Origin of the sequence: Amycolatopsis sp. NBC_00438, from assembly GCF_036026695.1 — a bacterium.
Taxonomy (GTDB): domain Bacteria; phylum Actinomycetota; class Actinomycetes; order Mycobacteriales; family Pseudonocardiaceae; genus Amycolatopsis.
The window spans coordinates 1,465,347-1,491,271 of sequence record NZ_CP107923.1; the positions used below are offsets into that span (position 1 = coordinate 1,465,347).

29 protein-coding genes and 1 pseudogene are annotated in these 25,925 nt (G+C 70.4%); 10 read left to right on the plus strand and 20 right to left on the minus strand.

Annotated features, from left to right (window positions below):
* Positions 1 to 291 precede the first annotated feature (291 nt).
* Positions 292 to 753, minus strand: coding sequence for an Asp23/Gls24 family envelope stress response protein (locus tag OG494_RS06995; RefSeq protein WP_328458888.1), 462 nt, complete (start codon positions 751 to 753; stop codon positions 292 to 294).
* Between the two features lie 215 nt (positions 754 to 968).
* On the opposite strand from OG494_RS06995, the gene OG494_RS07000 reads away from it, so the two are divergent.
* The 6 genes and pseudogenes from OG494_RS07000 (at position 969) to OG494_RS07025 (ending at position 5,343) form a co-directional block, all read left to right on the plus strand.
* Positions 969 to 1,178: a CsbD family protein gene (locus OG494_RS07000; RefSeq protein WP_328453107.1), complete on the plus strand. Its 210-nt coding sequence runs from the start codon at positions 969 to 971 to the stop codon at positions 1,176 to 1,178.
* A 138-nt stretch (positions 1,179 to 1,316) separates the two neighbouring features.
* A complete protein-coding gene (locus OG494_RS07005) occupies positions 1,317 to 2,093 on the plus strand; it encodes a hypothetical protein (protein ID WP_328453109.1) in 777 nt (258 codons plus the stop codon).
* A 204-nt stretch (positions 2,094 to 2,297) separates the two neighbouring features.
* Positions 2,298 to 2,816 (plus strand): annotated as a pseudogene (locus tag OG494_RS07010) (ATP-binding cassette domain-containing protein); the annotation flags it as partial.
* A 227-nt stretch (positions 2,817 to 3,043) separates the two neighbouring features.
* A complete protein-coding gene (locus OG494_RS07015) occupies positions 3,044 to 4,036 on the plus strand; it encodes an ABC transporter permease (RefSeq protein WP_328453111.1) in 993 nt (330 codons plus the stop codon).
* 45 nt (positions 4,037 to 4,081) lie between these two features.
* On the plus strand, positions 4,082 to 4,480 hold the full coding sequence (locus tag OG494_RS07020) for a GntR family transcriptional regulator (RefSeq protein WP_442874468.1): 399 nt from the start codon (positions 4,082 to 4,084) through the stop codon (positions 4,478 to 4,480).
* A complete protein-coding gene (locus OG494_RS07025; RefSeq protein WP_328453114.1) occupies positions 4,477 to 5,343 on the plus strand; it encodes an ABC transporter ATP-binding protein in 867 nt (288 codons plus the stop codon). The genes OG494_RS07020 and OG494_RS07025 overlap by 4 nt, the downstream gene beginning before the upstream one ends.
* A gap of 375 nt (positions 5,344 to 5,718) precedes the next feature.
* On the opposite strand, the gene OG494_RS07030 is transcribed toward OG494_RS07025, so the two are convergent.
* Positions 5,719 to 5,982 carry a hypothetical protein gene (locus tag OG494_RS07030; protein WP_328453115.1) on the minus strand — a complete coding sequence of 88 codons (264 nt, stop codon included), beginning with the start codon at positions 5,980 to 5,982 and terminating at the stop codon, positions 5,719 to 5,721.
* A gap of 815 nt (positions 5,983 to 6,797) precedes the next feature.
* Here OG494_RS07030 and OG494_RS07035 point away from each other — a divergent pair.
* Both OG494_RS07035 and OG494_RS07040 read left to right on the plus strand, forming a co-directional pair.
* A complete protein-coding gene (locus tag OG494_RS07035) occupies positions 6,798 to 7,130 on the plus strand; it encodes a helix-turn-helix domain-containing protein (RefSeq protein ID WP_328453117.1) in 333 nt (110 codons plus the stop codon).
* Between the two features lie 387 nt (positions 7,131 to 7,517).
* A complete protein-coding gene (locus OG494_RS07040; protein ID WP_328453119.1) occupies positions 7,518 to 8,411 on the plus strand; it encodes a hypothetical protein in 894 nt (297 codons plus the stop codon).
* A gap of 49 nt (positions 8,412 to 8,460) precedes the next feature.
* On the opposite strand, the gene OG494_RS07045 is transcribed toward OG494_RS07040, so the two are convergent.
* From OG494_RS07045 to OG494_RS07055, 3 genes are all read right to left on the minus strand, one after another.
* Positions 8,461 to 9,582, minus strand: coding sequence for an ice-binding family protein (locus OG494_RS07045; protein ID WP_328453121.1), 1,122 nt, complete (start codon positions 9,580 to 9,582; stop codon positions 8,461 to 8,463).
* Positions 9,583 to 9,835: 253 nt separating this feature from the next.
* Positions 9,836 to 11,227, minus strand: a complete 1,392-nt coding sequence (locus tag OG494_RS07050) for a PP2C family protein-serine/threonine phosphatase (RefSeq protein ID WP_328453123.1) — start codon at positions 11,225 to 11,227, stop codon at positions 9,836 to 9,838.
* On the minus strand, positions 11,224 to 11,967 hold the full coding sequence (locus tag OG494_RS07055) for a GAF and ANTAR domain-containing protein (protein ID WP_328453125.1): 744 nt from the start codon (positions 11,965 to 11,967) through the stop codon (positions 11,224 to 11,226). Before OG494_RS07055 ends, OG494_RS07050 begins: the two co-directional genes overlap by 4 nt.
* Positions 11,968 to 12,076: 109 nt before the next feature.
* Between OG494_RS07055 and OG494_RS07060 the strand changes: the two genes are divergently transcribed.
* Positions 12,077 to 12,808, plus strand: a complete 732-nt coding sequence (locus OG494_RS07060) for a GAF and ANTAR domain-containing protein (RefSeq protein ID WP_328453127.1) — start codon at positions 12,077 to 12,079, stop codon at positions 12,806 to 12,808.
* Between the two features lie 304 nt (positions 12,809 to 13,112).
* On the opposite strand, the gene OG494_RS07065 is transcribed toward OG494_RS07060, so the two are convergent.
* The 4 genes from OG494_RS07065 to OG494_RS07080 form a co-directional block, all read right to left on the minus strand.
* Entirely contained in the window at positions 13,113 to 13,406 is a 294-nt protein-coding gene (locus tag OG494_RS07065) for a hypothetical protein (protein ID WP_328453129.1), read from the minus strand.
* A gap of 25 nt (positions 13,407 to 13,431) precedes the next feature.
* Positions 13,432 to 13,908: a DivIVA domain-containing protein gene (locus tag OG494_RS07070; RefSeq protein ID WP_328453131.1), complete on the minus strand. Its 477-nt coding sequence runs from the start codon at positions 13,906 to 13,908 to the stop codon at positions 13,432 to 13,434.
* Entirely contained in the window at positions 13,905 to 14,333 is a 429-nt protein-coding gene (locus OG494_RS07075; protein ID WP_328453132.1) for a DUF6292 family protein, read from the minus strand. Before OG494_RS07075 ends, OG494_RS07070 begins: the two co-directional genes overlap by 4 nt.
* A gap of 77 nt (positions 14,334 to 14,410) precedes the next feature.
* Positions 14,411 to 14,851 carry an Hsp20/alpha crystallin family protein gene (locus OG494_RS07080; RefSeq protein WP_328453134.1) on the minus strand — a complete coding sequence of 147 codons (441 nt, stop codon included), beginning with the start codon at positions 14,849 to 14,851 and terminating at the stop codon, positions 14,411 to 14,413.
* 325 nt (positions 14,852 to 15,176) lie between these two features.
* Between OG494_RS07080 and OG494_RS07085 the strand changes: the two genes are divergently transcribed.
* Positions 15,177 to 15,479 carry a hypothetical protein gene (locus tag OG494_RS07085; protein WP_328453136.1) on the plus strand — a complete coding sequence of 101 codons (303 nt, stop codon included), beginning with the start codon at positions 15,177 to 15,179 and terminating at the stop codon, positions 15,477 to 15,479.
* Between the two features lie 568 nt (positions 15,480 to 16,047).
* On the opposite strand, the gene OG494_RS07090 is transcribed toward OG494_RS07085, so the two are convergent.
* The 11 genes from OG494_RS07090 to OG494_RS07140 all read right to left on the minus strand — a co-directional run bounded on the left by OG494_RS07090 (position 16,048) and on the right by OG494_RS07140 (position 25,920).
* Positions 16,048 to 16,203: a hypothetical protein gene (locus OG494_RS07090; protein ID WP_328453138.1), complete on the minus strand. Its 156-nt coding sequence runs from the start codon at positions 16,201 to 16,203 to the stop codon at positions 16,048 to 16,050.
* A gap of 231 nt (positions 16,204 to 16,434) precedes the next feature.
* Entirely contained in the window at positions 16,435 to 17,577 is a 1,143-nt protein-coding gene (locus OG494_RS07095) for a hypothetical protein (protein WP_328453140.1), read from the minus strand.
* A gap of 78 nt (positions 17,578 to 17,655) precedes the next feature.
* Complete coding sequence (locus OG494_RS07100; RefSeq protein ID WP_328453142.1) at positions 17,656 to 18,555, minus strand: PrsW family intramembrane metalloprotease; 900 nt, start codon at positions 18,553 to 18,555, stop codon at positions 17,656 to 17,658.
* Between the two features lie 41 nt (positions 18,556 to 18,596).
* Entirely contained in the window at positions 18,597 to 19,187 is a 591-nt protein-coding gene (locus OG494_RS07105; protein ID WP_328453144.1) for an STAS domain-containing protein, read from the minus strand.
* A 13-nt stretch (positions 19,188 to 19,200) separates the two neighbouring features.
* Entirely contained in the window at positions 19,201 to 19,650 is a 450-nt protein-coding gene (locus OG494_RS07110) for a DUF1931 family protein (protein ID WP_328453146.1), read from the minus strand.
* A complete protein-coding gene (locus OG494_RS07115; protein ID WP_328453148.1) occupies positions 19,650 to 21,341 on the minus strand; it encodes an FAD-dependent oxidoreductase in 1,692 nt (563 codons plus the stop codon). Before OG494_RS07115 ends, OG494_RS07110 begins: the two co-directional genes overlap by 1 nt.
* Complete coding sequence (locus OG494_RS07120) at positions 21,338 to 21,601, minus strand: ubiquitin carboxyl-terminal hydrolase 14 (protein WP_328453150.1); 264 nt, start codon at positions 21,599 to 21,601, stop codon at positions 21,338 to 21,340. Before OG494_RS07120 ends, OG494_RS07115 begins: the two co-directional genes overlap by 4 nt.
* The gene (gene trxA / locus OG494_RS07125; protein ID WP_328453152.1) at positions 21,598 to 22,080 is read right to left on the minus strand and encodes a thioredoxin; all 483 of its coding nucleotides are present in this window, start codon (positions 22,078 to 22,080) and stop codon (positions 21,598 to 21,600) included. The genes OG494_RS07120 and trxA overlap by 4 nt, the downstream gene beginning before the upstream one ends.
* A complete protein-coding gene (gene clpB, locus OG494_RS07130) occupies positions 22,077 to 24,707 on the minus strand; it encodes an ATP-dependent chaperone ClpB (protein WP_328453154.1) in 2,631 nt (876 codons plus the stop codon). The genes trxA and clpB overlap by 4 nt, the downstream gene beginning before the upstream one ends.
* Positions 24,698 to 24,994, minus strand: a complete 297-nt coding sequence (locus OG494_RS07135; RefSeq protein ID WP_328453156.1) for a chaperone modulator CbpM — start codon at positions 24,992 to 24,994, stop codon at positions 24,698 to 24,700. The genes clpB and OG494_RS07135 overlap by 10 nt, the downstream gene beginning before the upstream one ends.
* Positions 24,994 to 25,920: a DnaJ C-terminal domain-containing protein gene (locus tag OG494_RS07140; protein WP_328453158.1), complete on the minus strand. Its 927-nt coding sequence runs from the start codon at positions 25,918 to 25,920 to the stop codon at positions 24,994 to 24,996. Before OG494_RS07140 ends, OG494_RS07135 begins: the two co-directional genes overlap by 1 nt.
* Between the last annotated feature and the right edge of the window lie 5 nt (positions 25,921 to 25,925).

Sequence of the window (25,925 nt, forward strand, 5' to 3'; positions counted from 1 at the left end):
ATGACCGGTCTGCCGTGTGCCGGGTCGTCGACCAGCCGGACGCTCGGAGACAAGTCGGCTGCATATGGTGGCGAGATGTCGATCACCAGGGCTGTGCCGCAGTCGAATGCACGACACCGTCTCCGTTGCCGTGCCGTGTTTGCCTGATCCGAGGGCCGCCGGGTGACGGGGCGCGGTGGCGGTGTCCGCTTCCGGTCACGGTGATCGCGTAGGCGCGCGCCGTGCGGGCCCGCCACCTCCGGCAGGGCCCGCACTCCGACGGCGATCCGCACCCCTTCGGCGTCGAGTGGCTTACTCGACGCGGCCGGTGTCGGCGGGCGCGTCGTCGTCGCTGTCGGGCAGGTGCAGGTCGCTCACGCTGACGTTGACCTCGACCACCTCGAGGCCGGTCATGCGTTCGACGGCGGTGATGACGCTGCGGCGGATCGAGCGGGCCACGTCGGTGATGGCGGCGCCGTATTCGACCACGATCTGCAGGTCGACCGCGGCCTGCTTCTCGCCGACCTCGACCGACACACCTTGCCCGGCCGAGGCGGTCGCGCCGGGGATCCGCTCCCGCAGGGCGCCGAACGCCCGCGCCGCGCCGCCGCCGAGGTCGTGCACGCCGGGGATTTCGCGGGTCGCGAGCCCGGCGATCTTCTGCACCACGACCTCCGCGATCGTGGTCGAGCCCGGCGCACCGGCCCGCGCGCCGGTGTCGTTCTTCGCGACCTCCGTCGACGTGGTGCGGGACGTGGTCGACGTGTCGGTCATGGTCGTCATCGTGTCTCCCTCGGTCGTTTCCGGGCCCGGTTTCCCCCGGACCTTCCGGGTGTTCATCGAAACGACCCGGCGCAGAGGAAAGCCGCACGCCCCGAACGGGTGGTGATGATCACCTGCGTGGGTGCGTGACCGTTCCGGGCGCGGTCGTGTCGGGGACGGTGGACGCATTCCGCGTCCGCGGTTCGACCCGTGAAAAGGAGATCCTCATGTCGATGGGCGACAAGATCGGTGCGAAGGCCGACAACCTGGGCGGCAAGGCCAAGGAAGCCGCAGGCTCGGTGACCGGTGACGACTCTCTGCGCGAGGAGGGACGCGCCGATCAGGCCAAGGCCGGGATCAAGGACGCCGTCGCGAACGTCAAGGACGCCGTCGGCGACGCCGCCGACAAGGTGAAGAACGCGCTCAAGAAGGACTGACCGCGGCGCCGTCGATCGCGGGCGCGGTGCTCGGGTTTTCCGGGCCCGCGGTCGACCGCGCGGGAATCGTCGACACGCGCCGTTTCGTGAACCGGCCGCATGTCGACTTGTGGTCAAGGACATCGGGGAGGTCTGGCGATGGCGACGATTTCGGATGCGCAGCTGGTCGCGGTGTTGCGGCCGTTCGTGCGGGCCTGCGCGCCCACGCTCGACGCGCTGCGCGAGTCCGACCCGCTCCGGCTCAAGGCCCGCGATGGCCACGAGCCTGCCGGTCGAGGTTTCGGACGCTCGGTGGTGCGGGCGCTCGCGTCGGTCCGGGCACCGGGCACGGCCGCGTGGGAGGCGATGGACACTCCGCGGCGCGTGCGGTGGTGGACGGGCCGCTTCGGCAGGCTCACCGCTCTGCTCACCGCCGTACCCGGTCTCGGCGGGGTCCTGGCCGACCGGCTCCCTGTGCAGGACCTGCTCGGTGCCGGCTCGCAGGGGCTGGTGCTGTGCGCGATCGCGGGAGAATGCGGCGTCACCGACACGGGCGCCCGGGTCCGGCTGCTCGCCGCGGTGCTTTTCGACCGCGTTGTCGAGCCCGACCTCGCCTCGGGCCGCGGCGTCGGCCAAGACCAGGCCGGCGAGGACGCCGAGGTCGAGCGGCTCGCCGGACACCGGCATCGCGTCACCGGCGCGGTCTCGGTGCTCACGACGCTCGGTGGCGGGCTCTGGCGGCTTGCTCGCTCGTTGCGCGGAATCTCGGCCGAGCTCGGCAAGCGGCCGTCGGGCCGGTGGTACCACCGTGCACTCGGTGCTGTGCCGGGCATCGGCGCTGTCGGGGACTACTTCGGTGAACGTGCCGGCATGCGCGTCGTCAGGGCACGGGCGCTGCGCTGGCTCACCACGCATGCGGTTGCCGCCCCGCGATAGGGCGTCACGCCTTTTACGGCGGAAGCCGGCCGGCGCTCCGAAATCGTTGATGTGGCCGGGCGAATACGCGGCACGTCGACCTCGTCATGATCATGTACGTCTCTCCTCGTCAGGTTGCCACCGGGGGAGTCGGACCCCCGGTCCACTACTTAACTAGTGAAAGGTGTTACCTTGGCCGTGGTCGACGACGGAGAGGAGACGGCCATGAACCTGCAAAGGCAGCCTGACCAGGTACTTCCGGTCCTTGCTCGCGGTTTGGGCAAGAAGTACCGCAGGGGGTGGGCGCTGCGCGAGACGTCCCTGGTGATCCCGAAGAACCGGATCGTGGCCCTCGTCGGCCCGAATGGTGCGGGCAAGAGCACGCTGATGGGACTGATCACCGGGTTGCTGCGCCCGACGACCGGTGGGATCACCGTCTTCGGTGACCGTCCGACGGGCAAGGGGCTGCACCCCGGGGTGGCCTACCTGGCCCAGCAAAAGCCGCTGTACCAGCAGTTCACCGTGACCGAGATGCTGAAGTTCGGGGCGCAGACCAACCCGACCTGGGATCAGCGCTACGCCGAGTACCTGATCGGGCAGGCCGCGGTGCCGATGGGCGCGGCGGTGGGAACCTTGTCCGGCGGGCAGCGCACCCGTGTCGCCCTGGCCCTGGCACTGGGCAAGCGTCCGAGCCTGCTGCTGCTCGACGAGCCGTTGGCCGATCTGGACCCGCTGGCCCGCGAAACCGTGCTGCGCGCGCTGATCACCGAAGCGAAGACACAAGGCATCACCGTGGTGCTGTCCTCGCACGTGCTGGCCGAACTGGAAGGCGTGTGCGACCACCTGGTCCTGCTCCACCGAGGGTGCGTCCTGCTGGCCGGAGACGTCAACCGGCTCAGCGCCGACGGCACCCCGCTCGGCGAACTGGCCCTGAACCGCATGCGCGAAGCGGCGCAGCAGGAGGAAGCGGCATGATCTGGGTTTCCTGGCGACGGCAGCGCCCGCAACTGCTCACCCTGCTCGGCATGCTGGTGATCGGCGCGGGCGCCATCATCCTGCTGCGGTCGAACATGGTCGGCGCCATCGACTCGGCGCAGCTCGCCCCCTGCGTGACGCTGCCCCTCCAGGAGTGTCCGGCGGCCGGTGAGGTCGTGAAAGCCTTCGCGACGGCGTGGTCGGCTCCGCTCGACATGGGGCGAGCCGCGATCCTCGGCCTGCCCGCCCTGATCGGGGTCTTCATCGGAGCTCCTCTTTTCGCGCGGGAACTCGAACAGGGCACCCACGTCCTGGCTTTCACCCAGTCGGTGAGCCGTACCCGATGGATGTTCAGCAAGCTGGTCGTCGCGCTGGCACCCGCGTTGATCGTGCTGATCGCACTGCAATACCTGGTCTCGTGGTGGTTGTCGGCGGCCGGCACGCTGGGGCCGCGGATGAACGGTTCGTTCACCGCCCTGAACTTCGGAATCGAGCACCTCTCGCCTGTTGCCTACACGGTGTTCGCCTTCACCCTGGGCACCTTCCTCGGCGTGGTGTCCCGCCGCACCCTGGTGGCCATGACCGCGGGGCTCGGCGCGTTCGTCGTCGTACGCCTCACTCTGTCCGGCCTGGTCGACGGCCTGGTACCCGCACAGCACCTCGAGGTCACACCCGACACGACCCTGAACGTGCACGAGAACGGCAGCCTGGTGATCGACGAAGGCTGGCTCGACGCCGCCGGGCGACCCGTCGCCGGTGACCGGGTCAGCGCCCTGATCCAAGGCTGCAAGGCGCCGCAGGGTGGGACGCCGAACTCGCAGGAGGGGTACCTGGCGTGCTTGCCGCAGTCCGGTCTCAGCACGAGGTACGTGGACTTCATCCCGCAGAGCCAGGCCTGGCAGGTGCACCTGGCCGACGCGTCGATCTACGGTGGACTCGCGGTCCTGCTGCTGGTGGGGACGGCCTGGTTCCTGCGGCGTCAGAGCTGAGCGTGGTGGAATCCCCGAGCTGCCGGAGCATCTATGCTGTCCGATGTGATCGAGTTCCGGATCGACCGGCGCTCCGGGGTCTCCACCTACATGCAGATCATTCAGCAGGTCAAACAGGCCATGCGACTGGGACTGCTGAACCCCGGCGACCGGCTGCCCTCAGCGCGGGAGGTGGTCGAGGCCACGGCCGTCAACCCCAACACCGTGCTGAAGGCGTACCGCGAGCTGGAACGGGACGGGCTGGTGGAGGCCCGCCGGGGCCTGGGCACCTTCGTGACCACGTCGCTGTCGTCCGAGGCCACGGCCGGCGACGACGCACCGCTGCGGCAGGAGCTGGCCGGCTGGATGGGCCGTGCCCGGCAGGGCGGCCTCGTCGTCGAGGACGTCGACGCCCTGTACTCCGTGGTCCGCGACGAGCACTACCCCGCTGAGGAACGATCATGAAACCCTTGACCGCCACCGCCGTGGGCAAGCGGTACCGCACCCGCTGGGCGGTCCGCGACTGCAGTTTCGCCATTCCCGAGGGCAAGGTCGTGGCGTTGGTCGGCCCGAACGGCGCGGGCAAGAGCACCCTGCTGCGCATGGCCGCGGGCCTCGTCCGCCCGACGGCCGGTGAACTGCGGACCTTCGGCACTCCCGTCGACGGCCGCATTCACCCGGACGTCTCGTTCCTGGCGCAGAACCGTTCGCTCTACCGTGACCTCACGGTGCGCGAAATGACGCGCGCGGTCGCGGCCATGAACGACCGGTGGTCCACCGACCGGGTACACGAGGTGCTCGGGCTCTTGGCGGGCGTGGACTACGACGCGAAGGTCGGCACCTTGTCCGCGGGCGCCCGGACCCAGGTGGCCATCGCGGTCGCGCTGGGACGCCTTCCCCGGCTGCTGCTCCTGGACGAACCACTGTCCGACCTGGATCCGCTGGCCCGCGACGAGACGCTGCGGATCATCATGACCGAGGTCGCCGACCGCGGAACCACGGTGGTGATGTCCTCACACCTGCTCAGCGACCTGCGCGAAGTGTGCGACCACATCCTGCTGATCGACGAAGGCCGGGTTCAGGTCGACGGCGACATCGAGGAAGTCCTTGCGGGGCACCGGATCCTGGTCGGCCCGGTCGCGGACGAGTCCGCTGTGGAGGGAGTGCTGGTCAACGCGACCCGCACCGAGCGCCAGTCCACCCTGCTGGTGCGGGAAGCCGAGCCGGCACCGGAAGGCTGGGCCGGCACCGAACCCGACCTGGAATCCCTGGTCATGGGATACCTGCGTGCGTCACGCGAGCGCCGGTCATCGGCCCGGCGTCGATAACCGGAACAAGGGCAATCGACACCGCCGCGTTCGGGTCTTTTCGGGCTGAGTCCACTGTGGAGTGTGCGGGGGGAGGCGCGGATGCGGGTGCGGCCGGAGGATCGCGACACCGATCGCGGCGAGGCAGCCGCGGGTCGTACGTGACAGTACCTGCGCCCCATGGCGGACGAGACCGCACAACGGCCTAGGTGTTCTGACTTGTGAGGTCGGGGACGCGCCGGCGTGCGCTGCTCGGTGCCGGCGGTCCCGGCCGGCCGCGCCGGCACGCCTGGGTCTGTCTTCCGGTCCTGCCCGGGACCGCCCTCGGACGGCTCGGCCATGATCACCGCGCTTCCGGTCGCGTGCGCATCGCGTGTCGTTCACGGCGTCGGATCGTCAGGCGCCGAGACGGTTGTAGATGCGGCCGGCCAGCGACGCGGCCAGCTGGCTCAGCGCGGCCAGCGGGTCGAGCTGGGCGAACTGCCCGAGCAGCTCCGCCGCCGCGTAGGCCTCGGCCTCCGACAGCACGGCCGCGCACCGCTCCCGCCGGCCCCGCTCCAGCAACCGCGTCAAGGCTTCGGCGTACTCGGCCATGTCACGCACTCCGACCAGGCCATACCGCTCTTCGAGCGGGCCCTGCTGCGTGATGTCATCGTTCATGGCCGTACGTCCTCCTCGTCACCCGTTCGACTGCCTTCAGAAAATCTATGCCGCCCGGAGTAGACATTCAACGACCGGCGTGTGTAGTGTTCTCCTCGTACCGAGAGAGACAACGTCAAGCAGGCGCGGGAGATGACGTAACTACCCGCGAAGTGAGACAAGGCGGTCAGGCAGCACGGAGCCGATCAAGGGAACAAGGTTTCGGCTGGTGACCGGGAGTAGTACTCCAGGACCGGGTCGTGAAGAAGGTTCGACCGAGCAGTACCGGTCCGGAGCGGATGTGCAGGACTCGGGTAGAGCTAAGGTGCCCGTGAAGAACAGCAGTATCAGTGTTTACGGCAGTTGCAGTACCGCTAGTCGAAGATCAGCAGTACCAGTAGTTGTTGTGTGTACGTGCAGTAGCAGGACCGGTCAGGTGGCCGGGGCCGATCAGTGAACGGGGCTCCGGGCAGTGACCAGCGGCGTCAGCGTGCTGGGACCGATCAGTGGAAGGGTTCCGGCAGTGACGTCCGCAGCAAGCGAAGTTGCAGTTGCAGTTGCAGTACCGAGTAAGTGGAAAACACAGGAAAGAAGGGAACGGGAACATCATTGGATCGCCCGCAGCGGCCGGGTAGTGCCGCGCGGGTGCCGCAGTTCCATCGAGTTCGGAGGTGGTGCTCGGTCACGAGTAAGCGATCCCCGCGGAATCCGGCTTTCGGCTGGACGCGGGTGCAGGACGCCGGCGGTCGCGCCGGTTGACAATGGTGAAAGTCCCAACCCTTGAGGACCCCGGGTGCCGCAGTGGCACCCGGGGTCCTCTGTGACGTGGAGGTGCGATGATCCCTGACCAACAAGGCCCGGCCACGCCCAGAACGGCCGACAAGTTCGACGACGAGCACTACCCCGCCTACACGATGGGCCGGGCCGCCGACATCCTCGGCGCCACCCAAGGCTTCCTGCGCAGTCTCGACGAAGCCGGACTGATCACCCCGCAACGCTCCGCCGGCGGGCACCGCCGCTACTCCCGGCACCAGCTGCGCCTGGCCGCGCGGGTGCGGGAACTGGTCGACAGCGGTACCGCCGTCGACGCCGCGTGCCGCATCATCACCCTCGAAGACCAGCTCCACGAAGCGCAGCGCCGCAACACCGGAATCCGCACCGGCGACTGATCCCGACTCGGCACGCGGCCCTGCGCCGCGTGCCGATGTGCAGCCGAAGCCATGCGCTGGGCCGAAGATCCCGGAAAAGTGCCGGACAGCGGTCACTCAGCCAGGTCGGCTGGCGCGGCCGACCGGACTTCGCGTCAAACTGGCATGTCCTGGCCGGCGGAGACCGTCCGCCACCAACAAGTCGGTGGCACCTTCGCTCCGCGCCTCGGCAAGAACGACCGGTGCTCACGATCGTCATAGCTGGAGCCAGTCCCACGCGAGGAGTAGTTCCGCATGAGGGCGGCGGCATTCAGGGGTACTTGGCGAGCCGGCGGCGGAGGTCGGGTCGGCGCCTCGAACGAGACGGGGCGGTTCGGCACCGGCGTTTCCGGCGGTAGGGTCGCGGGCGTGATCATCCCGGACGGAGTGGACGTCGTTTTCCCGGACACGGCGGCGGCGATCGACGCGGGGCGGGCCGCGCTGGTCGGGCACCGCGACGGCGGTGAGCGGACCGTCTTGCTGGTCGCCGACGTCGAGTCGGGCGTGCGTGAGCTCCTCTTGCCCGATCCGGGCTTGTTCGATCGGGCGGCGTTGCTGGTGGGTGGCGGCGAACCGGTCGTCGCGATGAACCACGACCGGGTGCTTCGGGTGGGCGCGGACCTCGACGAGCTGCTGGTCGATCCGGGGCCGGACGTGCCCGCTCCGGCGCCGCCGGTGGTGGCCGGGTGGACCGCGCACAGCGCCGATGGCCGGGCGTGGCCGGTGCGCCAGCAGTTCAACCACGACGAGCCGCGCTACCTGCGGGACCTGGTCGTCGACGCGGGGACCGCGGTCTACGGCGACGTGCTCAGCCTGGTGGCCGCGGACTTCCCGGCCGCCGGCCAGGAGGACCCGGACCAGCTGCCCGATCTGGGCGATGTGTGGACCGACGGCGACGAGCGCGTGGTGTTCGTCGTGGGGCGGGGGTTGTGGGCGCGCCGCAAGCACGGGGTGGACTTCTACGGCTGTTACCGGCTGGGGCCGGACGGCCGGGTCACCGCCCGGATCTGGGAAGAAACCGGGTTGCACGAGCGGTCCGGCAAGCACGGTGTGGACGGGCGCTTCACCCACGGTGGCGAGTACGTGATCCTCACTCCGGTCTTCAAGTCCGGTGGCCGTCAGCGCGTGCTGCGGGTGGCCGACGGCTCCGTGCGGACCGTCGGGCTTCCCGTCACCACGCACCTGTTCGATCACGTCGCCGGGTTCTGGTGGGCGCGCACGGAAACGGAAGTCTTGCGTTACCCGGACGACGAAGTCTTCTGACCGCAACCCGTGCGGCCGCGGGCCGTGGACGTCGTGTCGCGGAACCGCTCTAGTACCTACGCCTCGTCCTGCGGCGATAGGCGACCGCCAGCAGCAATCCGCCGAAGACGAGGAGCAACGCTCCCAATCCGACCAGCGGACCCAGGAGCGGACTGGCCCCGGTGCCGGCGAGATCGGACGTGCCGGTGGGCACGTTGTCGGGCTGTCCGTTGCCGTGGGTGTGGTCGAGGTCGGTTCGGGTCGTGCCGAGGCCCGCTCCTGCCGTGCTGCTCGTTCCGCTGCCGGGGGAGGACGTCGTGTCCGTCATGGTCCCCGTGTTCGTGTCGCTGGTCGTGCCGGTGTCCGATGTGGTCGGAGTCGTGGAGTCTGTGCCCGGCGGGGTGGTGGTGGGCGCGGTGGTGGTCGGCGTCGTGGTGGGGGTCGTGTCGCAGGTGCCGGTGGTGAAGGTGTTGTCGTCGAGGGAGACCTGGCCGTTGCGGGCGAGTGCGCGTCCGGCGACGACGGTGCCGGTGGTCGCCGTGATCGAGGTCAAGGCCATGATCGTGCCGGCGAAGTTCGAGTTCGTCCCCAGCGTCGCCGAGCTGCCGACCTGCCAGAACACGTGGCACGCCTGGGCGCCGTTGATCAGGTTCACGGTGCTTGCCGACGCCGTGATCAACGTGGAGGCGACCTGGAAGATCCAGACGGTGCTGGAGTCACCCTGGCCGTCCAGGGTCAGGGTCCCGCTGATCGCGAGCGGGCCGGTCGACTTGTAGACGCCACCGACCAGGGTCTGGCCTACGAGGTCACCCGCGACGTTTGCGGTCGGCGCGCGGCCGGCGGCGTCGTCGTAGGCGACGACGAGGTCGGATTGGGCTTGCTGGGCCACGGCGTCGCCCGCGTGTGTGGCGCCGGCCGCGGTGCCGGGCGGGAAGCCGGTGATCGCGGTACCGGGAAAGACTCCGAGGTTTCGGTCCAGCGTGCTGGGGCCGGTGTTGGTCACCGTTTGTCCTCCCAGCACGGAATAGGCTCCCGCGGTGCCGAGCCCGACGGGCGCTTCGGCGGCAACAGCCTGCGGCACCCCGGATACGAGGCCAAGACCGAGAATCGTCACGGCCGCGCACAGCCCCGCGGTCACACCACCTCGGCGCCGGCTCCCCGCCGAACGCAGGCTGTCGAATTCGCCGTCCACTGTTTTCCTCCACCGACTTGTCAGCCTGGGCCGGCAGGAGTCTGGGCCGGAAATTCGTTACTCGCGGGAGCGATGATCAACGTTCACCTGATCTCCGACGATGAGGTGGACGGTAGGGACAGGCGGCTGTCCGCGCCAGGAAGCGCTGAATAGTGCACACGAAAGTGCAGGATTGGGATCACCCACACGAGTAGGAGGTGTCATCGGTGTGCGCGCACGGTGAGGAGGGAGATTCCGCTCTTTCACCCGCGCTTCAGGCGATGGGGGTCCACCGGACGACCACCACGCCGACGTCGTCGGGCAGCGCCGAACCGTGGTGGTCCGCGACCGCTTCGGTGATCTTGCGCGCGATCTCCGGCGCCGGTGAATCCGCGTGGCGATCGACGGCCCGCTGGACGCCTTCGGCGCCGAACGGTGCCCCGGACGGGTTTCGCGTTTCCAGCGTGCCCCGGCAGCACGCAGCGAACAGGTCGCCGGGCCGGAGCCGTACCTGGCCGGTTTCCTGGCCGGCCCTCGGCCCGGGCGACCCGCCGCGGTGGACGATGACGGGCGCCCGGCTCCCGGCGGCGAGCCACCGCAGGTCTCCGGTGTGCAGGTCGAGCTCGGCCACGAGTTCGTTGACCGCCGGCGTGTCCGGGTGCTCGCCGAGGATGCCGGCGATCGCCGCGTGCTGCGCGGCCAGCGAGGCACCGTCGCGCCGCGCGGAACGGTACGCGGAGAGCGCGGTGACGACGGCGAGGCTCGGGGCCCCGCCCCGCGCGCCGGTGTCGAACAGGGCGAGCTGGGCTCGGTGCTCGGACAGGGAGTAGTCGAAGGCCGTACCGGACAGCTCGTAGGCGGGCCGCATGCTCGCGCCGACGACGACGGCGTCGGTCGCGCCGGTCAACGGGGGCAGGGCGTGCCAGAGCAGCTCGGACGGCGAACCGCGGTGGTGCCGGCGGCGCTGGACGTCGAGCCCGTCGCCGTACTGCGTCACGCTGGTCACGAGGTGACCGATCAGCGTCGCCAGCCACTGGCACTGCTGGCGCAGCACCGGGTCGTCCGGATCGGTGCCGTCGGTCGAGGTCACCTCGAGGACGCCGAGCCGTTCGACGCCGTCGAGCAGGACCGTCCACAGCACGGGCACACCGGCGTCGCGGGCGACGGCCGAGCTCGCACTTCGGAAGACCTCGCCGGCGGTGGTGGTCTCGATGTCGAGGCCGGGTGAGGTGGCCGGCAGGAGCGGGACCAGCACGTTCTGGTCGTAGTCGGCCAGGTGGACCTCGACCCGGAGGTTGAGCGCGTCGGCGGCGGCCGTCACCGCGGCCGGCAGGCGCTCCGGCGGCGCCCGGTGGGTACCTTCGAGCAGGTCGACGAGAGCCCGCAGCGGACCACGCAGGGGCTTCGCGGGCTGCGTCGGGTGGCTGTAGGGCGCTCGTTTCGGTCCGCTGAGCTCGTCGAGGCGTTCGTTGACGGCGTGCGCCAGCATGTCGCGATCGATGCGGGGCAGCGGCGCCAGACCGTGGAGGTAGGCGTCCACCTCCAGCATGTTCTGGCCGCCACCCAGCGCGAAGTACCGCGCCCACAGCTGCTCGAGCGTCAGCTCACACCGCCGGAAACAGGCCGTGAGCAGCTCTTGCTGCTCCTGTTCGGGGAGCGGGATCATCGGGACCCCCGCGGCTCCGAGCTTGCGGAGAGGATGTCGACGGCGATGTCGGCCGGAGCCCGCCCCTCGGTCCGCGCGAGCGACAGCAGCCGTTCGGCGGCGGCTTGCTCGCTGAGTGCTTCTCGCGCCATGAGGAAACCGCGGGCCATCGTGACGGTGTCCCGCTCGCGCAGCACCCGCTTGAACTCTTCGCTGGAATCGCCGGCTCGGTCGTAGACGCGGGCCTGGGCTACGAGGGCTTCGGCCTTGGTGGCGAGCGTCGTCAGAGTGTGTTCGTCGGACGGGCCGAAGGCGCTGGGCGCGGCGGCGTAGACCTTGATGGCGCCGAGGCAGCCGCCTCCGGTCAGCAGCGGGACGGTGAGCACCGAGCGCAACCCCGCCTCGGCGGCCGCGGCGCACCAGCGGGGCCAGCGCCGGTCGGTGGCGGTGTCGTCGATCCGCACCGGCGCGCCTTCGGCCAGCGCCGTGAGGCAGGGGCCTTCCCCGAGGGCGTATTGCTGTTCGTCGGCCTCGTGCACACCCGCACCGGATGCCGCCGTCGTGGCCGGAGTGCCGTCCTCGGCGAGCAGCGTCACCCCGGCGCCCGCCGCTCGCGGGAGGGACGTGCCCGCCAGCGTGACGACCAGTTCGAGCACGGAGTTCACGGTCTCGCGTGAGAGCAGCAGCCCGGACAGCCGCGCGGCGACTCCGGCGACTTCGCGGTCGAGCGGCAGCGGGGCCGGCACGGTCATTCCCGACATGTGCGCGGAATACCACCGATGCGCCCGGACAAACGTGCCGGGACCTTTGGGTTCGGCGGAAGTGGGTACCCGTGGGTGGCTCGCTGGTCATGATCATTGAGGAGAGCCCATGGAACGGCCGGACTCGACCCGGACGGTCGCCCCGCTGCTGGACGATGTCACCGGGGCGCTGGAGTCGCTGACCGCCATCCTGAGCCGGGAAGACGACTTCCGCGTGGTGCTGAGGCACGTGTGCCTGCAGGTGGTGCACGCGGTCCCGGGCGTCGACGAGGCGAGCGTCACACTTTCGCACGGCACTCGGCCGTACACCTCGGCCTCGACGAGCGAGCGCGTCACGGCCCTCGACGAGGACCAGTACCGGATCGGCACGGGTCCGTGCCTGGACGCGATGCGCAGCGGGAAACTGGTCCGCACGACGGTGTCCGGCGCGGCCGAACGCTGGCCGGACTTCACCCGGGGCGCTTTGGACGCCGGTTTCGGCAGTTTTCTCGCGGCCCCGCTCGTGGCCGACGAGCAGTTCTCGGGCGCCATCAACTGCTACGGGCAGCAGGACGACGGATTCGCCGACATCGACGCGCAGCTGCTGGAGCTCTACACCGCCGCGGTGGAGGCGGTGCTGCGCGTCTACCACCGCTACCTGGATGCCCGGGAGACGGCCGGGCACCTGCAGCTGGCCCTCACCTCCCGCTCGGTCATCGACCAGGCCAAGGGCATGTTGATGGCGATCCAGAAGATCGACGCCGAAGCCGCGTTCACCGTGCTCGTCGAGGAGTCGCAGCGGCAGAACGTGAAGCTGCGGGAGGTGGCCGACCAGGTGGTGAAGCGCGTCCTCGGCTCGTGAAGCTGGTGGTCGGCCGCTCGTGAAGTCCACTGTGGACAAGAACCGGCCTGATCGGCGCGGGTTTCGTTTGCGCGGCCGGTCCGCGGGTACCAGAACGGCGTGGTGGCCCGGCCGTGTTCGAGCTGAGGCATCGTGGGCTCCCCGTCCGCTGCCGTCAGGGCCGGGCCACCGCCTTTCGCCGACGGAGTTGCGTGCTGCCGCCTGGCGGGCGTATGGCGCAGCGCAGCCCGCCACGGGCCCAGTGCGCCACTGTGGGGTGGAAGTGCCCGGCAGAACAGCGCCGTGCCACTGGGCTGCTGCCGCATCACGCCGCTTGTGCGGCTCCCGGCCGTGCTGTTACCCGGTTGCGGGTGTCGGTGACCGCGGTGAGCACCTCCGTGGCGTCGAGGGCGGGATCCCACAGGACGGTCCCGACGATGTGGGCGAGTTTGCGTCGCTGGTGTTGCTCGGTGTCGGTGAGCGCGACGTCCGTCGGGCGGCCGTTCTTGACCGCGTGGACGGCGCGGGTCACGAGGACGGCTTCCTGCCGCGTGCTGCCGAGTTCGGCGGCCGCGGCGAAGATCTTTTCCGCCGCGGCGCGTGCCTGGGTGTTCGTCATCGTCTTCCGTGGGGGATGTGCGGGGTCAGGCGGCGGTGAGGCCGGCTTGCCGGAGCGGGGGTTGCGGCCGTTCTTCGGCCAGGACGTCCTCGGCGCGGGCCAGGAAGTCGTCGATCGCGCGTAACCGGGCCGCTGTGCGCCGTTCCGCCTCGGCGGCCCGCTCCCGCACGGCCGCGGCTCGATGGCGGGCCGAGGCGATGATGGCGTCGGCTTCGGCGCGAGCGCATTCGAGCACGAGCCGCACCCGCTCACCGACCGCGTCCGGATCGGCGGGCGACAGGGCCAGGCGGTTCAGCCGAGCGCGGAGGTCGTCGGCCTCGCCGCGGGCCGTTTCCAGGCGCCGGAGCAGGGTTTCGGCTTCGGCGATGGCGGCGTCGCGGTCCAGGGTCAGCAGCCGGATCTCGTCGTGCAGTTCGGCCAGGTGCTCGTCGACCTGCTCGCGGTCGTAGCCGCGCACGGCGAGGGCGAAGGACACCGGTAGCGGCAGGGCACCGGGGGTCACGTCGCGCTCCGGTCGCGCAGCGCGGCGTCGAGTTCGGCCAGGCTCTCCGCGGTGCGCAGAGTGGGTGGGTCGAGCCGGCCGACGCGGTGGTCGTCTTCGCGCAGGGCGGCGACGAACCGCGCGACGTTCCCGGGTGCCGGGGTGATGGTGGGTCCGCCGAGGTAGCGCACGACGACGGGGTCGTCGGCGGAGTGGGTTTCGACGGCGGCGGCCCAGCCGCGGATCTCGTCCCACAGGAGGGCGACGTCGTGACCGGGGTAGCCGGGCAGGCGCTCGTCGAGGGCGATGTAGGCGGAGACCGGGGTGTCGTGGTCGACGGTGCAGGATTCGGGGCCGATGCCCAGTGCGGTGGTCACGTCGGCCAGATAGGCCCACAAGGCGGTGAGGGCAGGGTGGCCGGTCGGGAGGTGCAGCGATGCGGTCACGGGTGCGGGTGCCTTTCGGGACAGGCGACGCGCGCAGGACCGGCTCGGGGACGCCGGTCCTGCGCGCGGTCGGCTCGTCAGGCCTGGATTTCCTTGCGGTCGCCGGTGGTGCCGGTGATCTCGATGCGCCGGGGCTTGGCTTTTTCGGCGATCGGGATGCGCAGGGTCAGGACTCCGGCCTCGTAGCCCGCGGCGATGTGGTCGGTGTCGAGGGTGTCGCCGAGGAACAGCTGGCGGGAGAACACGCCCAGCGGCCGTTCGGACACCTGCATCTGGACGTCGCCGCCGGCGAGTGGCCGTCGTTCGGCCTTGACGGTCAGGACGTTGCGTTCGACGTCGAGGTCGATGGCGTCGGGGGAGACGCCGGGCAGGTCGAAGCAGACGACGAACTCGTCGCCGTCGCGGTAGGCGTCCATCGGCATCGCGGCGGGCTTGGACCAGGTTCCGGGGGTCGCGCTGCCGAGCATCTGCTGGGCGAAGCGGTCCAGCTCACGGAACGGGTCGGTGCGCATCAACACGGGTTCCACCTCCTGGGGTCGTTGATCTGGTCGTCAACACGCCCCACAGTTCTAACATGTCATCCAATGGATGACAACCACCAAGTCGTCGATAGGGTGACAGATACCGGATGCGTGGCCGGCAGGCCACGGCGGAACTCCCGGCCACGCCGTCGCAACCACCAGGTGTAGGTGGACCGGACAACCGGACGAGCTCGATCAGTCCACAGAGGACTGGATGGGCTCGCGCGACGATCGGAAATCGGATGTATGAGACGACCACGAGCGGGGTATCAGTGTGCGCGTAACTGGTCGACGGTGTCCCGAAGACGGGGAGGGTGTGCAGATGGTGGCGGGAACGAGAGAATGGTTCGACACCGAGGACGTCCGCGATGATCTCGAGATCATCCTGGGCCAGTTGTCCGACCGGCAGTTGCGTCTGGTCCGCCGGTTGTCCACCCCGGGCCCGCACGGGGTCGCCCGGGCCGACGTCGAAGAGATCAGGGCGGTGAACTGGATCGCCGAGGCGTTCTGGTTCCGGTGTCCGCTGCTTGAGGTCGGCCCCGAAGGCGCGGTCGTGGCGGAGCCGGCACGAGAGGTGGTCGCCGCCGTCCTCGAAGCTTGGCTGCGGCGGAGGTCCGCGGCCTGAGACGGCGAAGGCGGGCACGGGGCCACCGGGCGCCGCTCGGGCGGTGAGCAGATCCGGTGTGCGGGGAGACGCGACCACGAGGCCCTTTTCCCGGTGGAACGTGGTCGTTTCAGGAGTTCTGCCGAGGCCGGACCCTGTCGAAAGGGTCGGCCGGGCCCGGAAAGTGGCCATCGCCGGGCCTGGCCGAGGTGGCAGGAAGGACGGCGAGGAGATCCTGCCACCATTCGGGAAGCGCCGACCTTGTGGGGAGGAGGGCCGGCATCGCTGAACCTGCCTCGCCCGTCGTGCGGGGTCGGCGCACGGCCTGGGCGTGAACGGGGCTCACCCGCCGCCGACCGGCCTGTACGACAGCCGCTGTCATGTCGGGGCCGCCGAGCGCCAATTCTTTGGTGCTCCTGCGTATGCCTGGCCGTCGTTGGCACGTCGTTCCCGAGACGAGGGGGTGGTGTGCCCCGTACCTCGTCATCGGTCTCCTGCTCGGGTGCGGCCGGGCGCGTTTCAGGGCCGGAGCCGAAGCTCCGGCCCTGAAACGGGTCAGTGGGCTTTGGGCCGCTGGGGGTTTCGCGGCTCAGAACCAGTGTGCGCGGCCGCCGACCTTGCGTCCGGTTCCGCCCAGGATGGCGAGGACGACGCCGGCGACGGCGAGGACGATGCCGATCGTGTACAGCGCCGGGATGCCGACGATGAAGCCGATGATAAGCAGGATGACACCGAGGACGATCACGGTCGGAAGCTCCTTTTCTCACGAAGGCCGGCAGCCGGGAGGTGGTGCCGGTTCCTTCTCGGGCTGCGTAATTCCCCCCGATCGGGTCGATCAAACACACTCGGTGGCGCGCGGCGGCTCGATCTCGGCCCGGATCGGCTCGCCGGCCCACGACGCAGGCGGTCCTGGGTACATCGCCCGACGTCGATCTGGTGCGTGACCGGGATCATGATCTGTCTGCAGGGCCGTCCCTCACTCGGGTTGTGTGGGGCATTCCCGTTCGGCGGACTTCCGGTCTTCCCGCCCGCGCTGGTTTCGTTGTCGGCGTTCCCGCTCACGGCGGCTGTAGGTCGCCTTGCGGACGGTCTCCTCGTCCTCCAGGCTCGACCCGAGCGCGCCGGCGACGATCCCGACCGAACTGCACAGCCACACCAGGTTCAGGTACGAGCCCACGCCGACCGGGTGCCCGAGGGTCTGCGCGAAATAGCCGCTGTCGATCAGGACGGCCGCCGCGAGCAGCGCGACCACGTACAGGATCGCGTACATGCACGCCACCCCGATCGCCAGCGTGGCCGCCGTGGATGCGTTGTACAGCACGGCCTTGCGTCGCTCGACGCTCCCGGAAGGCCGGTCCCACAGGTGGTTGTACACCATCAACCACAGTGCCATGACCAGGACGGTGACGACCGTGATCCCCGTCAGCCGCAGCGGGGACAGCGCGTCGGCGAGCTTCCAGAACGAACTGGTGATGACGCCGTAGGCGGCGGTGCCGGCCGCTGCCGCGGTGGCGCCGGCCAGGTGCGGGACGAGCTGCCACGGGCGGTTGTCCCGCACCATCCCGGCCAGCAGCCGCAGCCGGCCCCGCAGCCCGACCAGGGCCAGGTGCGTCGCGGCGGACTGGTGTCCGCCGGACATCCGCTGGGTCGGGGCCAGCGCCTCGTGCAACCGTGCCATCGTCGGTTGCCGGCGCTGGTCCCCGTCGAGCCCGAGCCGCCGCGATACCAGTTGCCGCACCACGCGGACCAGCAACGCCCGGACCCGGCGTCGCACCAGGACGGCGCCGAGGGCGGGCAGGGAGATCATCGCGACGCCGTGCTCGACGTCGACGCCCGCGACGACGGGTTTCGTTCCCGCCCGCCGGGGCAGGTCGGTGACCAGGACCAGCAGGTCCCAGCCCCGGTCCTGCCGGTGGCGCTCCGACAGCGTGCGCATCGGGATGTCACCGTCTTCGTCCAGGGGCAGCTGGTCCACTTCGTGGTCCACCCGCCACTGTGTCTCTCCGCTGATCCGGGTGGCGAAGATTTCGGGTAGGTCGTCGGCGATCGTCGTGATCACCTGCTCCGGCAGGCCTTCGTCGGCCAGTACCCCGACGGCCAGCTGGTGTGGTGCGGTCATCCGGCTCACCTCGCTCGTCGAAACTCGTCGGTTTCCCCGGGGAGGCCGGCCAAACCACGCGGCCCGGCCACGTCGAGGTCAGAGTGGAAGAGCCGGATGCCGGGACGTCGCCACGCGGTAGGCCCACGCCGGCGGCGTGCCCCGCCGCTCCCGGCGCGCCCGCGCGACCAGCACCAGCAGCCACACCACGCCGATCGCCGCGATCAGGCCCTGACCCACCCAGGTCAGCGTCGTGTACAGCCCGACCTGGGCGCCGGTCGGCGCAGCCGGAAGGCCCCGCACCAGGAGTTCGTACTGCCACGGCTGACCGGTCAGCACCAGCGTGAGGTACAGGGAGATCACGGACATCGAGTCCCACAGCGCGTGCAGCAGCGAGACGCCCAGGTAGGCCAGTACGAGCCGGGTGGTGAGGAGGAAGTGGTCGCGGGTGCTCCACGCGAACAGGAGCCCGCCGAGCACGGCGGTCCACAGCCCGTGCCCGACCGGGGCGAGGAGCCCGCGCAGCAGCTCGGTGGTCACCAGGTCCGCCAGAGACAGTCCTTGCGGGGTGAACAACGCGGTCAGCGCGTACCCGGCCGACTCGAAGGCGGCGAACCCGAACCCGACCGCGGCACCCAGGATCAACCCGTCGCGCAGGGACTTCACGGCCAGGCGCCGGGTCAGCAGGGCGAGCGCGGCCAGCTTGACCGCCTCCTCGATGAGCCCGACCCCGACGTACAGCCACGGCGACGGGTGCAGCAGGTACGTCTCCAGCACCGACGCCCCGAGCACGCCGAGCACCCCGCCGACGACGAACGTGCGGAACACGAGTTCGGCGGTGAGCTCGCCGGAGTCCCGGCGCTCGAACGCCCACGCCACGAAGGTCACCGGCACCAGGAAGCTGCCCAGCAGCACCAAAGTGGGGATGAGGTTGGGGTTCCCGGTCAGGTAGGTGACGACCGCGGACAGGATCCACAGGACCAGGCCGGCTCCGAACATCCGAAGCCACGTCCGTCGTTTCGGTCGTTCGGTGACCGCTCTCACCGGCGCTTTCCCCATCGCTCGCCGCGGCCGTGGGCGGCCGTGTCGATGAAGGTCCGGTACCGGTCCGCGGATCCGGGCTCCGCGACGTCCTCGAGCCCGTGCGGGCAGCGCAACGCCGACCACAGCGCGGCCCGCGGTTTCGGGTCGTCGATGACGGCGCGGTACCAGGAGAAGACCTCGCCCAGCAGGGCGTCGTCCATCGCGTACAGCACGGGCGGCGCGAGCCCGGTCAGCTCGAACAGGCCGCCCAGCGTCGTCAGCCGGTCCTCGACCCGGTGCATCAGTGCGAAGAGGCTGTCGTCCACCTGCTCGACCCGGGACAGATCGACCACCAGGTGCCGCGTGCCGGCGTGGAGCAGCCCGGCGAAGTGCGCGGCCAGGAGGCGGAGGGCCCGCGCGTCGATCGACCCGCCGACCGTGACGACGGTGTGGTGGTCGTCGCGCAAGGTCGAGGTGACCGTGAAGTTGCCCGTGGTGCCGGCGACATCGGCCGGTGCACCGCGCGCCTGCCCGGTGAGGCGGTGCAGCTCGGCGAACGCGGCCGCGTACGCCGGCTGATCGAGGTCGAGTGAGAGTCCGTTGACCATGCCTGACGCCCTTTCAGAGAAGCAGTTCGAACATCCGGAAGACCTGGTCCCACTCGGTGGAGCCGGGGTTCTTGACGCGCGGGTCGATGATCTTGAACGCCTGGGCGAGCGCCACGCTGAGACCGCCGGCGACGGCGGGGAGCCGGGCCTCGGTTTCTTCGGAGATCGCGATCCCGAGCGGGGGACGCGCCAGGAGCTGCTCGAGCAGCGGCACCACTTCCAGGTCCTCGTCCAGCTTGCGGAACTCGTGCATGCGCTCCTGCAGCCCCTTGGTGATCGGCAGGTCCCCCGGCTCGATGACGTCCCGCCCGCCGGCCTTGGCCGTGGCCTTGGCGACCACGAAGAGGTCGTAGATCTTGCGGTCGAGGAACTCGTCGTACCGTTTCAAATCGCTCTTGTCGACGTCCAGGCTCGCGGCCGTCCGGAAGAACCGCTCGAACCTCGCCGTACCCATGACCGGCATCAGGCCTCCTGTGAGAGATGTTCGTGGACGAACCGGACGGCCATGGCGCCTTCCCCGACCGCCGAGGCCACCCGTTTGACCGAGCCGTGCCGTACGTCCCCCACCGCGAAGACCCCCGGCCTGCTCGTCTCCAGTACCAGTGGCGCGCGATGCACTCCGCGCCACACTTCGGCGTCCCGGAACCCTTCGGCGTCCGCCCCGGTGAGCACGAACCCGTCCTCGTCGAGGGCGACCATCCCCGAAAGCCAGGCGGTGTGCGGGGAAGCTCCGATGAAGACGAACAGCGCGCGGGCGTCGAGGACGCGGCGCTCGCCGGTGCGGTTGTTTTCGACGACCAGGGATTCGAGGCCGTCGCCGCCGGCGAGCTCACGGACTTCGGTGTGGCCGAGCACGGTGATCCGCGGATGCTGTTCGACCTGCTCGACGAGGTAGCGCGACATGTTCGCGGCGAGATCGCCGCCGCGCACCAGCAAATAGACCACCGGCGACCCTTCCGCGAGGAACACCGCCGCCTGGCCGGCCGAGTTGCCGCCACCGACCACGGCCACCGGGGATGCCAGGCACCGACGCGCTTCGTGCAGCGTCGCCGCGTAGTAGACGCTGGTCGGCTCGAACGTCTCGATGCCGGGTACGACGAGCCGGCGGTAGTGGGCGCCGGTGGCGATCACGACGGCGCGGGAAACGATCTCGATGCCGTCGTCGAAGCCGACGACGTAGCGGCCGCCGCGTGCTTCGAGGGTGCACGCCTCGGCCGGGACGGCGACCCGGGCCCCGAACTTGGCCGCCTGGATCACCGATCGCTCGGCCAGCTCCGCCCCGGAGATCCCCGGCGGGAAGCCGAGGTAGTTCTCGATGCGGGACGTCGTCCCGGCCTGGCCGCCCGGGGCCATGGCGTCGAACGCCGAGAGCCGCAACCCGTCGGAAGCGCCGTAGACCACCGCGGCCAGCCCGCCGGGCCCGGCACCGACGACGAGCAGGTCCCGCACGTCGCGTTCGGGTTCCGGCGGCCGTAGCCCGATCTTCCCGGCCAGCTCGGCGGTGCTCGGGTTCCGCAGCACTTCGGTGCCGTTCAGCACGACCACCGGGGTGTCCGCGACGGCGACGCCGAAGCGCCCCAGGAGCGCTTCGGCCTGTTGGTCCTTGTCGACGTCGACCAGCCGGTACGGGAGCCGGTTGCGTGCCACGAATTCCAGCAGCCGCCTGGTGTCGGGGGAGTAGCAGGAGCCGACGATCCGCAGTCCGTTGCCGGCTCCGATGAGGACCGTCCGCCGCACGAGGTAGGCGCGCAGGATCAGGTCGCCGAGCACCGGATCGCCGAGCACCAGGTGCCGCACCGTGCTCATCGGGACGGCGAGCACCTCGCCGGGTTCGGCGGCCACGGCGCCGACGAACGCGGGCTGCCCTTCGAGCAGGCCGAGCTCGCCCAGGAACCGGCGGGGTCCGTGCACGCGGACGACCTTCGCGTCGTCCCCGGTTCCTTCGGTGACGGCGACCTTGCCGCTCAAGATCACGAAGAACTCGGACGGCCGCCCGCCCTGCGTGTACAGCACCTCGCCCGCCTGGACCGGACGACGTTCGCCGCCTTCATCGAGCGTGCGGATCTGCTCGTCCGTGAGCCGGGGGAACGCGCCGTGCGGGTCCGGGGTCTCGGTCAGCGGCGCGCCGAGGTCGATCCCTGCCAGGGCGGTCATACGAATGTCTGATCGACGTAGCACCAGCGCCAGGTCTCCCCGGGCTCGAACGACCGCACGATCGGGTGCCTGATCGCGTGGGCGTGCCTGCTGGCGTGCTTCATCGGCGACGAGTCGCAGCAGCCGACGTGCCCGCACGTCAGGCACAGCCGCAGGTGCAGCCACGGCGTGCCGGCGACCAGGCACTCCTCACAACCCTGCGGGGTTCGCGGCACCACGTCTCGCACGAGCGCGAGATGCCGGTCGACGACACTGGTCATCGGACGTCACCTTCCTTGGTCTTGGGGGTGTTCTCCGTCCGCGCCAGCGCTTGATCGAGCCACTCGCGCAGCACCGGCACGGGCGCGGCGCCCGCTTGCCGCGCGACGACCTCACCGCCGCGCAGCACCATCAGCGTCGGCACGGCTTTCACGTCGAACCGCTGGGACAGCCCGGGCGCCTTGTCGACGTCCACCTTCACGAGCTTGACCTTCCCGGCCCGCTCCCGGGCCAGCTGGGCCAGCGCGGGGCTGACCTGGCGGCAGGGCCCGCACCAGGTGGCCCAGAGGTCGACCAGCACCGGCAGCGTGGCCCGCTCCGCGACGTCCGCGAAGTCGGGGTCGCCGGCGTCGACGATCCAGGGCAGCGGCTCGTGGCAGTGCCCGCACTTCGGCTTGCCCGCGGCGGCCGCCGGGACGCGGTTCTTGTGCCCGCAGTGTTCGCAGACGACCGTGGTGGTGGTTCCGGTTCCGGTGCTCATGCCGCGGACCGCCCTTCGCCCCCGCTGTAGGTGACGACGAGCTCGCCGTCCTGGGCGTCGACGGTGATCACCAGTCCCTCGGTCGGTTCACCGCGCAGGAGCGTGCGGCCGATCTTGGTCTCGACCTCGTGGGAGATGTACCGGCGCAACGGCCGGGCGCCGTACACCGGGTCGAACCCGTGCCGGGCGATGAGTTTCCGCGCCGCCGCGGTGAGCTCGACCGAGATGCCCTGTTCGGCCAGCCGGTGGCGCAGCTCGTCGAACTGCAGGTCGACGATCCGCTCGATCTCGGCGTGCCCGAGCGGGGTGAACAGCACGATGTCGTCGACGCGGTTGAGGAACTCCGGCCGGAAGTGGTGCCGCAGCTCGGCCAGCACGGCGTCCCGGGCGTCCGGCTTGATCTCGCCGGCGGCGGTGACCCCGTCGAGCAGGTGCTGCGAGCCGATGTTGGAGGTCATGATGATCACCGTGTTGCGGAAGTCGACGGTCCGGCCCTGCGCGTCGGTGATCCGGCCGTCGTCGAGGACCTGGAGCAGCGTGTTGAACACGTCCGGGTGCGCCTTCTCGATCTCGTCGAACAACACGACCGAGTAGGGCTTGCGCCGCACGGCTTCGGTGAGCTGCCCGCCCTCGTCGTAACCGACGTAACCCGGGGGAGCGCCCAGCAGCCTCGAGACGGTGTGCCGCTCCTGGTACTCGCTCATGTCGAGCCGGACCAGGTTCTCCTCGCTGTCGAACAAGGCCGCCGCGAGGGTCTTGGCGAGTTCGGTCTTCCCGACCCCGGTCGGGCCGAGGAAGATGAACGACCCGATCGGCTTGCGCGGATCGCGGATCCCCGAGCGCGCCCGGATGACCGCGTCGGCGACCAGCCGGACGGCCTCGTCCTGGCCGATCACCCGCTCGTGCAGGATCTCGTCGAGCCGCAGCAGCTTTTCCCGTTCGCCTTCCTGCAGCCGGGAAACCGGAATCCCGGTCCAGGCGGCGACGATCTCGGCGATCTCGTCCTCGGTGACGACCTCGTGCAGCAGCCGCTTGCGGCCCTGCTTGCCCGCCAGCTGTTCTTCCTCCGCGGCGAGCCGGCGCTCGGCTTCGGTGATCTCGCCGTAGCGCAGCTCGGCCGCGCGGTTCAGGTCGTAGTTCCGTTCCGCTTCCTCGGCTTCGTGGCGCAGCCGTTCCAGTTCGGACCGCAGCTGCTGGACCCGCCGGATCGCCTGACGTTCGGCTTCCCACTGCGCTTTCTTCGAGTCCGCTTCGGCCCGAAGATCGGCGAGTTCCCGATGGAGGTCCGCCAACCGCGCCTTGCTGGCCGGGTCGGATTCCTTGGACAGCGCGGCTTCCTCGATCTCCAGGCGGGTGACGCGCCGGGTGAGCTCGTCAAGCTCGGCGGGCATCGAGTCGATTTCCGTGCGCAGCCGCGCGCACGCCTCGTCGACCAGGTCGATCGCCTTGTCCGGCAGGAACCGGTCGGTGATGTAGCGGTGGGACAGGGTCGCGGCGGCGACCAGCGCGCCGTCCTGGATCTTGACCCCGTGGAACACCTCGAGCCGCTCCCGCAGTCCGCGCAGGATCGAGACGCTGTCCTCGACGGTGGGTTCGTCGACGACGATCGTCTGGAACCGGCGCTCCAGCGCGGCGTCCTTCTCGATGTGCTTGCGGTACTCGTCGAGCGTCGTCGCCCCGATCATGTGCAGCTCACCGCGCGCCAGCATCGGCTTGAGCATGTTCCCGGCGTCCATCGCGCCTTCGGCGGCGCCGGCCCCGACGACCGTGTGCAGCTCGTCGACGAACAGCAGGATGCGTCCCTCTTCGGCCTTGACCTCGGCCAGCACGGCCTTGAGCCGCTCCTCGAACTCGCCGCGGTACTTCGCCCCGGCGACGAGCGCGCCCATGTCGAGCGAGAAGACCGTCTTGTCCCGCAGGCCTTCCGGCACGTCGCCGCGCACGATCCGCTGGGCGAGGCCCTCGACGATCGCCGTCTTGCCGACGCCGGGATCGCCGATCAGCACGGGGTTGTTCTTCGTCTTCCGCGACAGGATCTGGATCACCCGGCGGATCTCGGCGTCCCGGCCGATCACCGGGTCGAGCTTGCCCGACCGCGCGTCGGTGACCAGGTCCCGGCCGTACTTCTCCAGCGCCTCGTACGCGCCCTCGGGGGTCGCCGAGGTGACCCGCTGGTTGCCGCGGATCTTGGTCAGCGCCGTCAAGAACGACTCGCGCGTCACGCCGTACTGGGTCAGCAACCGCCCCGCGGCGGACTTCGCACCTTCGTCGGCGAGGGCCAGCACGAGGTGTTCGACGGAGACGTATTCGTCCTTGAGCCGCTTGGCTTCCCGCTCGGCGGCGTCCAGCAGACCGGCGAGGCGCCGGGTGACGTACACCTGCCCGGGGGTGGTGCCGGGGCCGGTCACCTTCGGCCGCCGCGAGAGCTCCGCTTCGACGGCTTCGCGGAGGTCGTCGACGTCCGCGCCCGTCTGGGCGAGCAGCCGGGGCGCGAGGCCGTCGGCCTGATCGAGCAGGGCGAGCAGCAGGTGCTCGCCGTCCGTTTCGGTGTGGCCGTGGCGTTGCGCCACGCTCTGGGCCTCCTGCAGCGCTTCCTGCGATTTCCGGGTCAGCTTGCTCATGTCCATCGCCGGTGGCTCCTGACTTGGGCTTCGAGGACGTCGATGCGGTCCAGCAGGTCGAGCACGAGCCCGATGGCCGCGTAGTTGAGGGAAAGGCCCGCTCGCAGGCGCTGGATGCGCGCGAGGGTGGCGACCGCGGACGGCGCGAGCCACATCCGCCCGCGCGCGTCGGTCGTGCCGTCCACCAGGCTCAGCGCGACGAACCGGCGGATCAGCTCCGGGTGCAGCCCGCTTCGCGCGGCTGCGGTGTCGAGGCTGAGCCGGACGGGACGGGCGAGCAGATACTGCGCCATCAGGTCCTCCTCGGGTCGAAATCGGACACGGCGGCGAGTTCTTCGAAGAGCTCGCGCTCCCGTTTGCCGAGCTTCTTCGGCACCATCACGCGGACCTCGGCGTAGAGATCGCCCGGCTTGCCCTTGGGGTTGGGCAGGCCCTCGCCGCGCAGCCGCAGCCGCCGACCGGTCGACGAGCCGGGCACGACCCGCACCTTCACCTCGCCACCGGGGGTCAGCACGGGAACCGTGGCGCCGAGCGCCGCCTCCCAGGGCGTCACCGGCAGCTCGACCGTGATGTCGCGCCCGGACAGCCGGTAGCGGGGATGCGGCTTGATCCGCACCACGAGGTAGAGGTCACCGGGTGCCGCGTTCCCGGACGCCCGCCCGCCCTGACCGGCGAGCCGGATGCGCTGCCCGTCGAGCACCCCGGCCGGGATGTCGACGTCGTAACCGCGCTCGCCCGCGCCGGCGATGCTCAAGTGCCGTCGCCCGCCCTGGTAGGCCTCCTCGACCGTCAGCTCGAGCTCGGCCTCCTGGTCGGCGCCCGCGATCGGCCCACCGGCACCCCGGCTCCGGAAGAAGCCGCCGAGCAGGTCCTCGATGTCGACGCCGTCGAAGCCCTCGGATCCGCCGCCGAACCCCGGGCCTGCCCGGGTGTAGCGGACGCGGCCGCCACCCCGCTCACCGGCACCGGCGTACGCCCGCTCGTCGAAGTCGTCGGGCACCCGGCGGAAGTCCGCGCCGAACCGGTCGTACTTCTTGCGCTGCTCCGGGTCGGACAGCACCTGGTAGGCCTCGCTGATCTCCTTGAAGCGCTCTTCGGCGCCCGGGTCGGAGTTCACGTCGGGGTGGAGCTGCCGCGCCAGTTTCCGGTACGCCCGCTGGATTTCGTCGGTGCCCGCCGTTTTGGCGACCCCGAGAGCTTCGTAGAAATCGGTGGCCACCCGCG

Excerpts from the sequence above, each read along its gene's own strand:
- OG494_RS06995 (WP_328458888.1), bottom strand. The coding sequence starts at position 753 with ATGACCGACACGTCGACCACGTCCCGCACCACGTCGACGGAGGTCGCG.
- OG494_RS07000 (WP_328453107.1), top strand. The coding sequence starts at position 969 with ATGTCGATGGGCGACAAGATCGGTGCGAAGGCCGACAACCTGGGCGGC.
- OG494_RS07005 (WP_328453109.1), top strand. The coding sequence starts at position 1,317 with ATGGCGACGATTTCGGATGCGCAGCTGGTCGCGGTGTTGCGGCCGTTC.
- OG494_RS07015 (WP_328453111.1), top strand. The coding sequence starts at position 3,044 with ATGATCTGGGTTTCCTGGCGACGGCAGCGCCCGCAACTGCTCACCCTG.
- OG494_RS07025 (WP_328453114.1), top strand. The coding sequence starts at position 4,477 with ATGAAACCCTTGACCGCCACCGCCGTGGGCAAGCGGTACCGCACCCGC.
- OG494_RS07030 (WP_328453115.1), bottom strand. The coding sequence starts at position 5,982 with ATGAACGATGACATCACGCAGCAGGGCCCGCTCGAAGAGCGGTATGGC.
- OG494_RS07035 (WP_328453117.1), top strand. The coding sequence starts at position 6,798 with ATGATCCCTGACCAACAAGGCCCGGCCACGCCCAGAACGGCCGACAAG.
- OG494_RS07050 (WP_328453123.1), bottom strand. The coding sequence starts at position 11,227 with ATGATCCCGCTCCCCGAACAGGAGCAGCAAGAGCTGCTCACGGCCTGT.
- OG494_RS07055 (WP_328453125.1), bottom strand. The coding sequence starts at position 11,967 with ATGTCGGGAATGACCGTGCCGGCCCCGCTGCCGCTCGACCGCGAAGTC.
- OG494_RS07060 (WP_328453127.1), top strand. The coding sequence starts at position 12,077 with ATGGAACGGCCGGACTCGACCCGGACGGTCGCCCCGCTGCTGGACGAT.
- OG494_RS07065 (WP_328453129.1), bottom strand. The coding sequence starts at position 13,406 with ATGACGAACACCCAGGCACGCGCCGCGGCGGAAAAGATCTTCGCCGCG.
- OG494_RS07085 (WP_328453136.1), top strand. The coding sequence starts at position 15,177 with ATGGTGGCGGGAACGAGAGAATGGTTCGACACCGAGGACGTCCGCGAT.
- OG494_RS07095 (WP_328453140.1), bottom strand. The coding sequence starts at position 17,577 with ATGACCGCACCACACCAGCTGGCCGTCGGGGTACTGGCCGACGAAGGC.
- OG494_RS07100 (WP_328453142.1), bottom strand. The coding sequence starts at position 18,555 with ATGTTCGGAGCCGGCCTGGTCCTGTGGATCCTGTCCGCGGTCGTCACC.
- OG494_RS07105 (WP_328453144.1), bottom strand. The coding sequence starts at position 19,187 with ATGGTCAACGGACTCTCACTCGACCTCGATCAGCCGGCGTACGCGGCC.
- OG494_RS07110 (WP_328453146.1), bottom strand. The coding sequence starts at position 19,650 with ATGCCGGTCATGGGTACGGCGAGGTTCGAGCGGTTCTTCCGGACGGCC.
- OG494_RS07115 (WP_328453148.1), bottom strand. The coding sequence starts at position 21,341 with ATGACCGCCCTGGCAGGGATCGACCTCGGCGCGCCGCTGACCGAGACC.
- OG494_RS07120 (WP_328453150.1), bottom strand. The coding sequence starts at position 21,601 with ATGACCAGTGTCGTCGACCGGCATCTCGCGCTCGTGCGAGACGTGGTG.
- trxA (WP_328453152.1), bottom strand. The coding sequence starts at position 22,080 with ATGAGCACCGGAACCGGAACCACCACCACGGTCGTCTGCGAACACTGC.
- clpB (WP_328453154.1), bottom strand. The coding sequence starts at position 24,707 with ATGGACATGAGCAAGCTGACCCGGAAATCGCAGGAAGCGCTGCAGGAG.
- OG494_RS07135 (WP_328453156.1), bottom strand. The coding sequence starts at position 24,994 with ATGGCGCAGTATCTGCTCGCCCGTCCCGTCCGGCTCAGCCTCGACACC.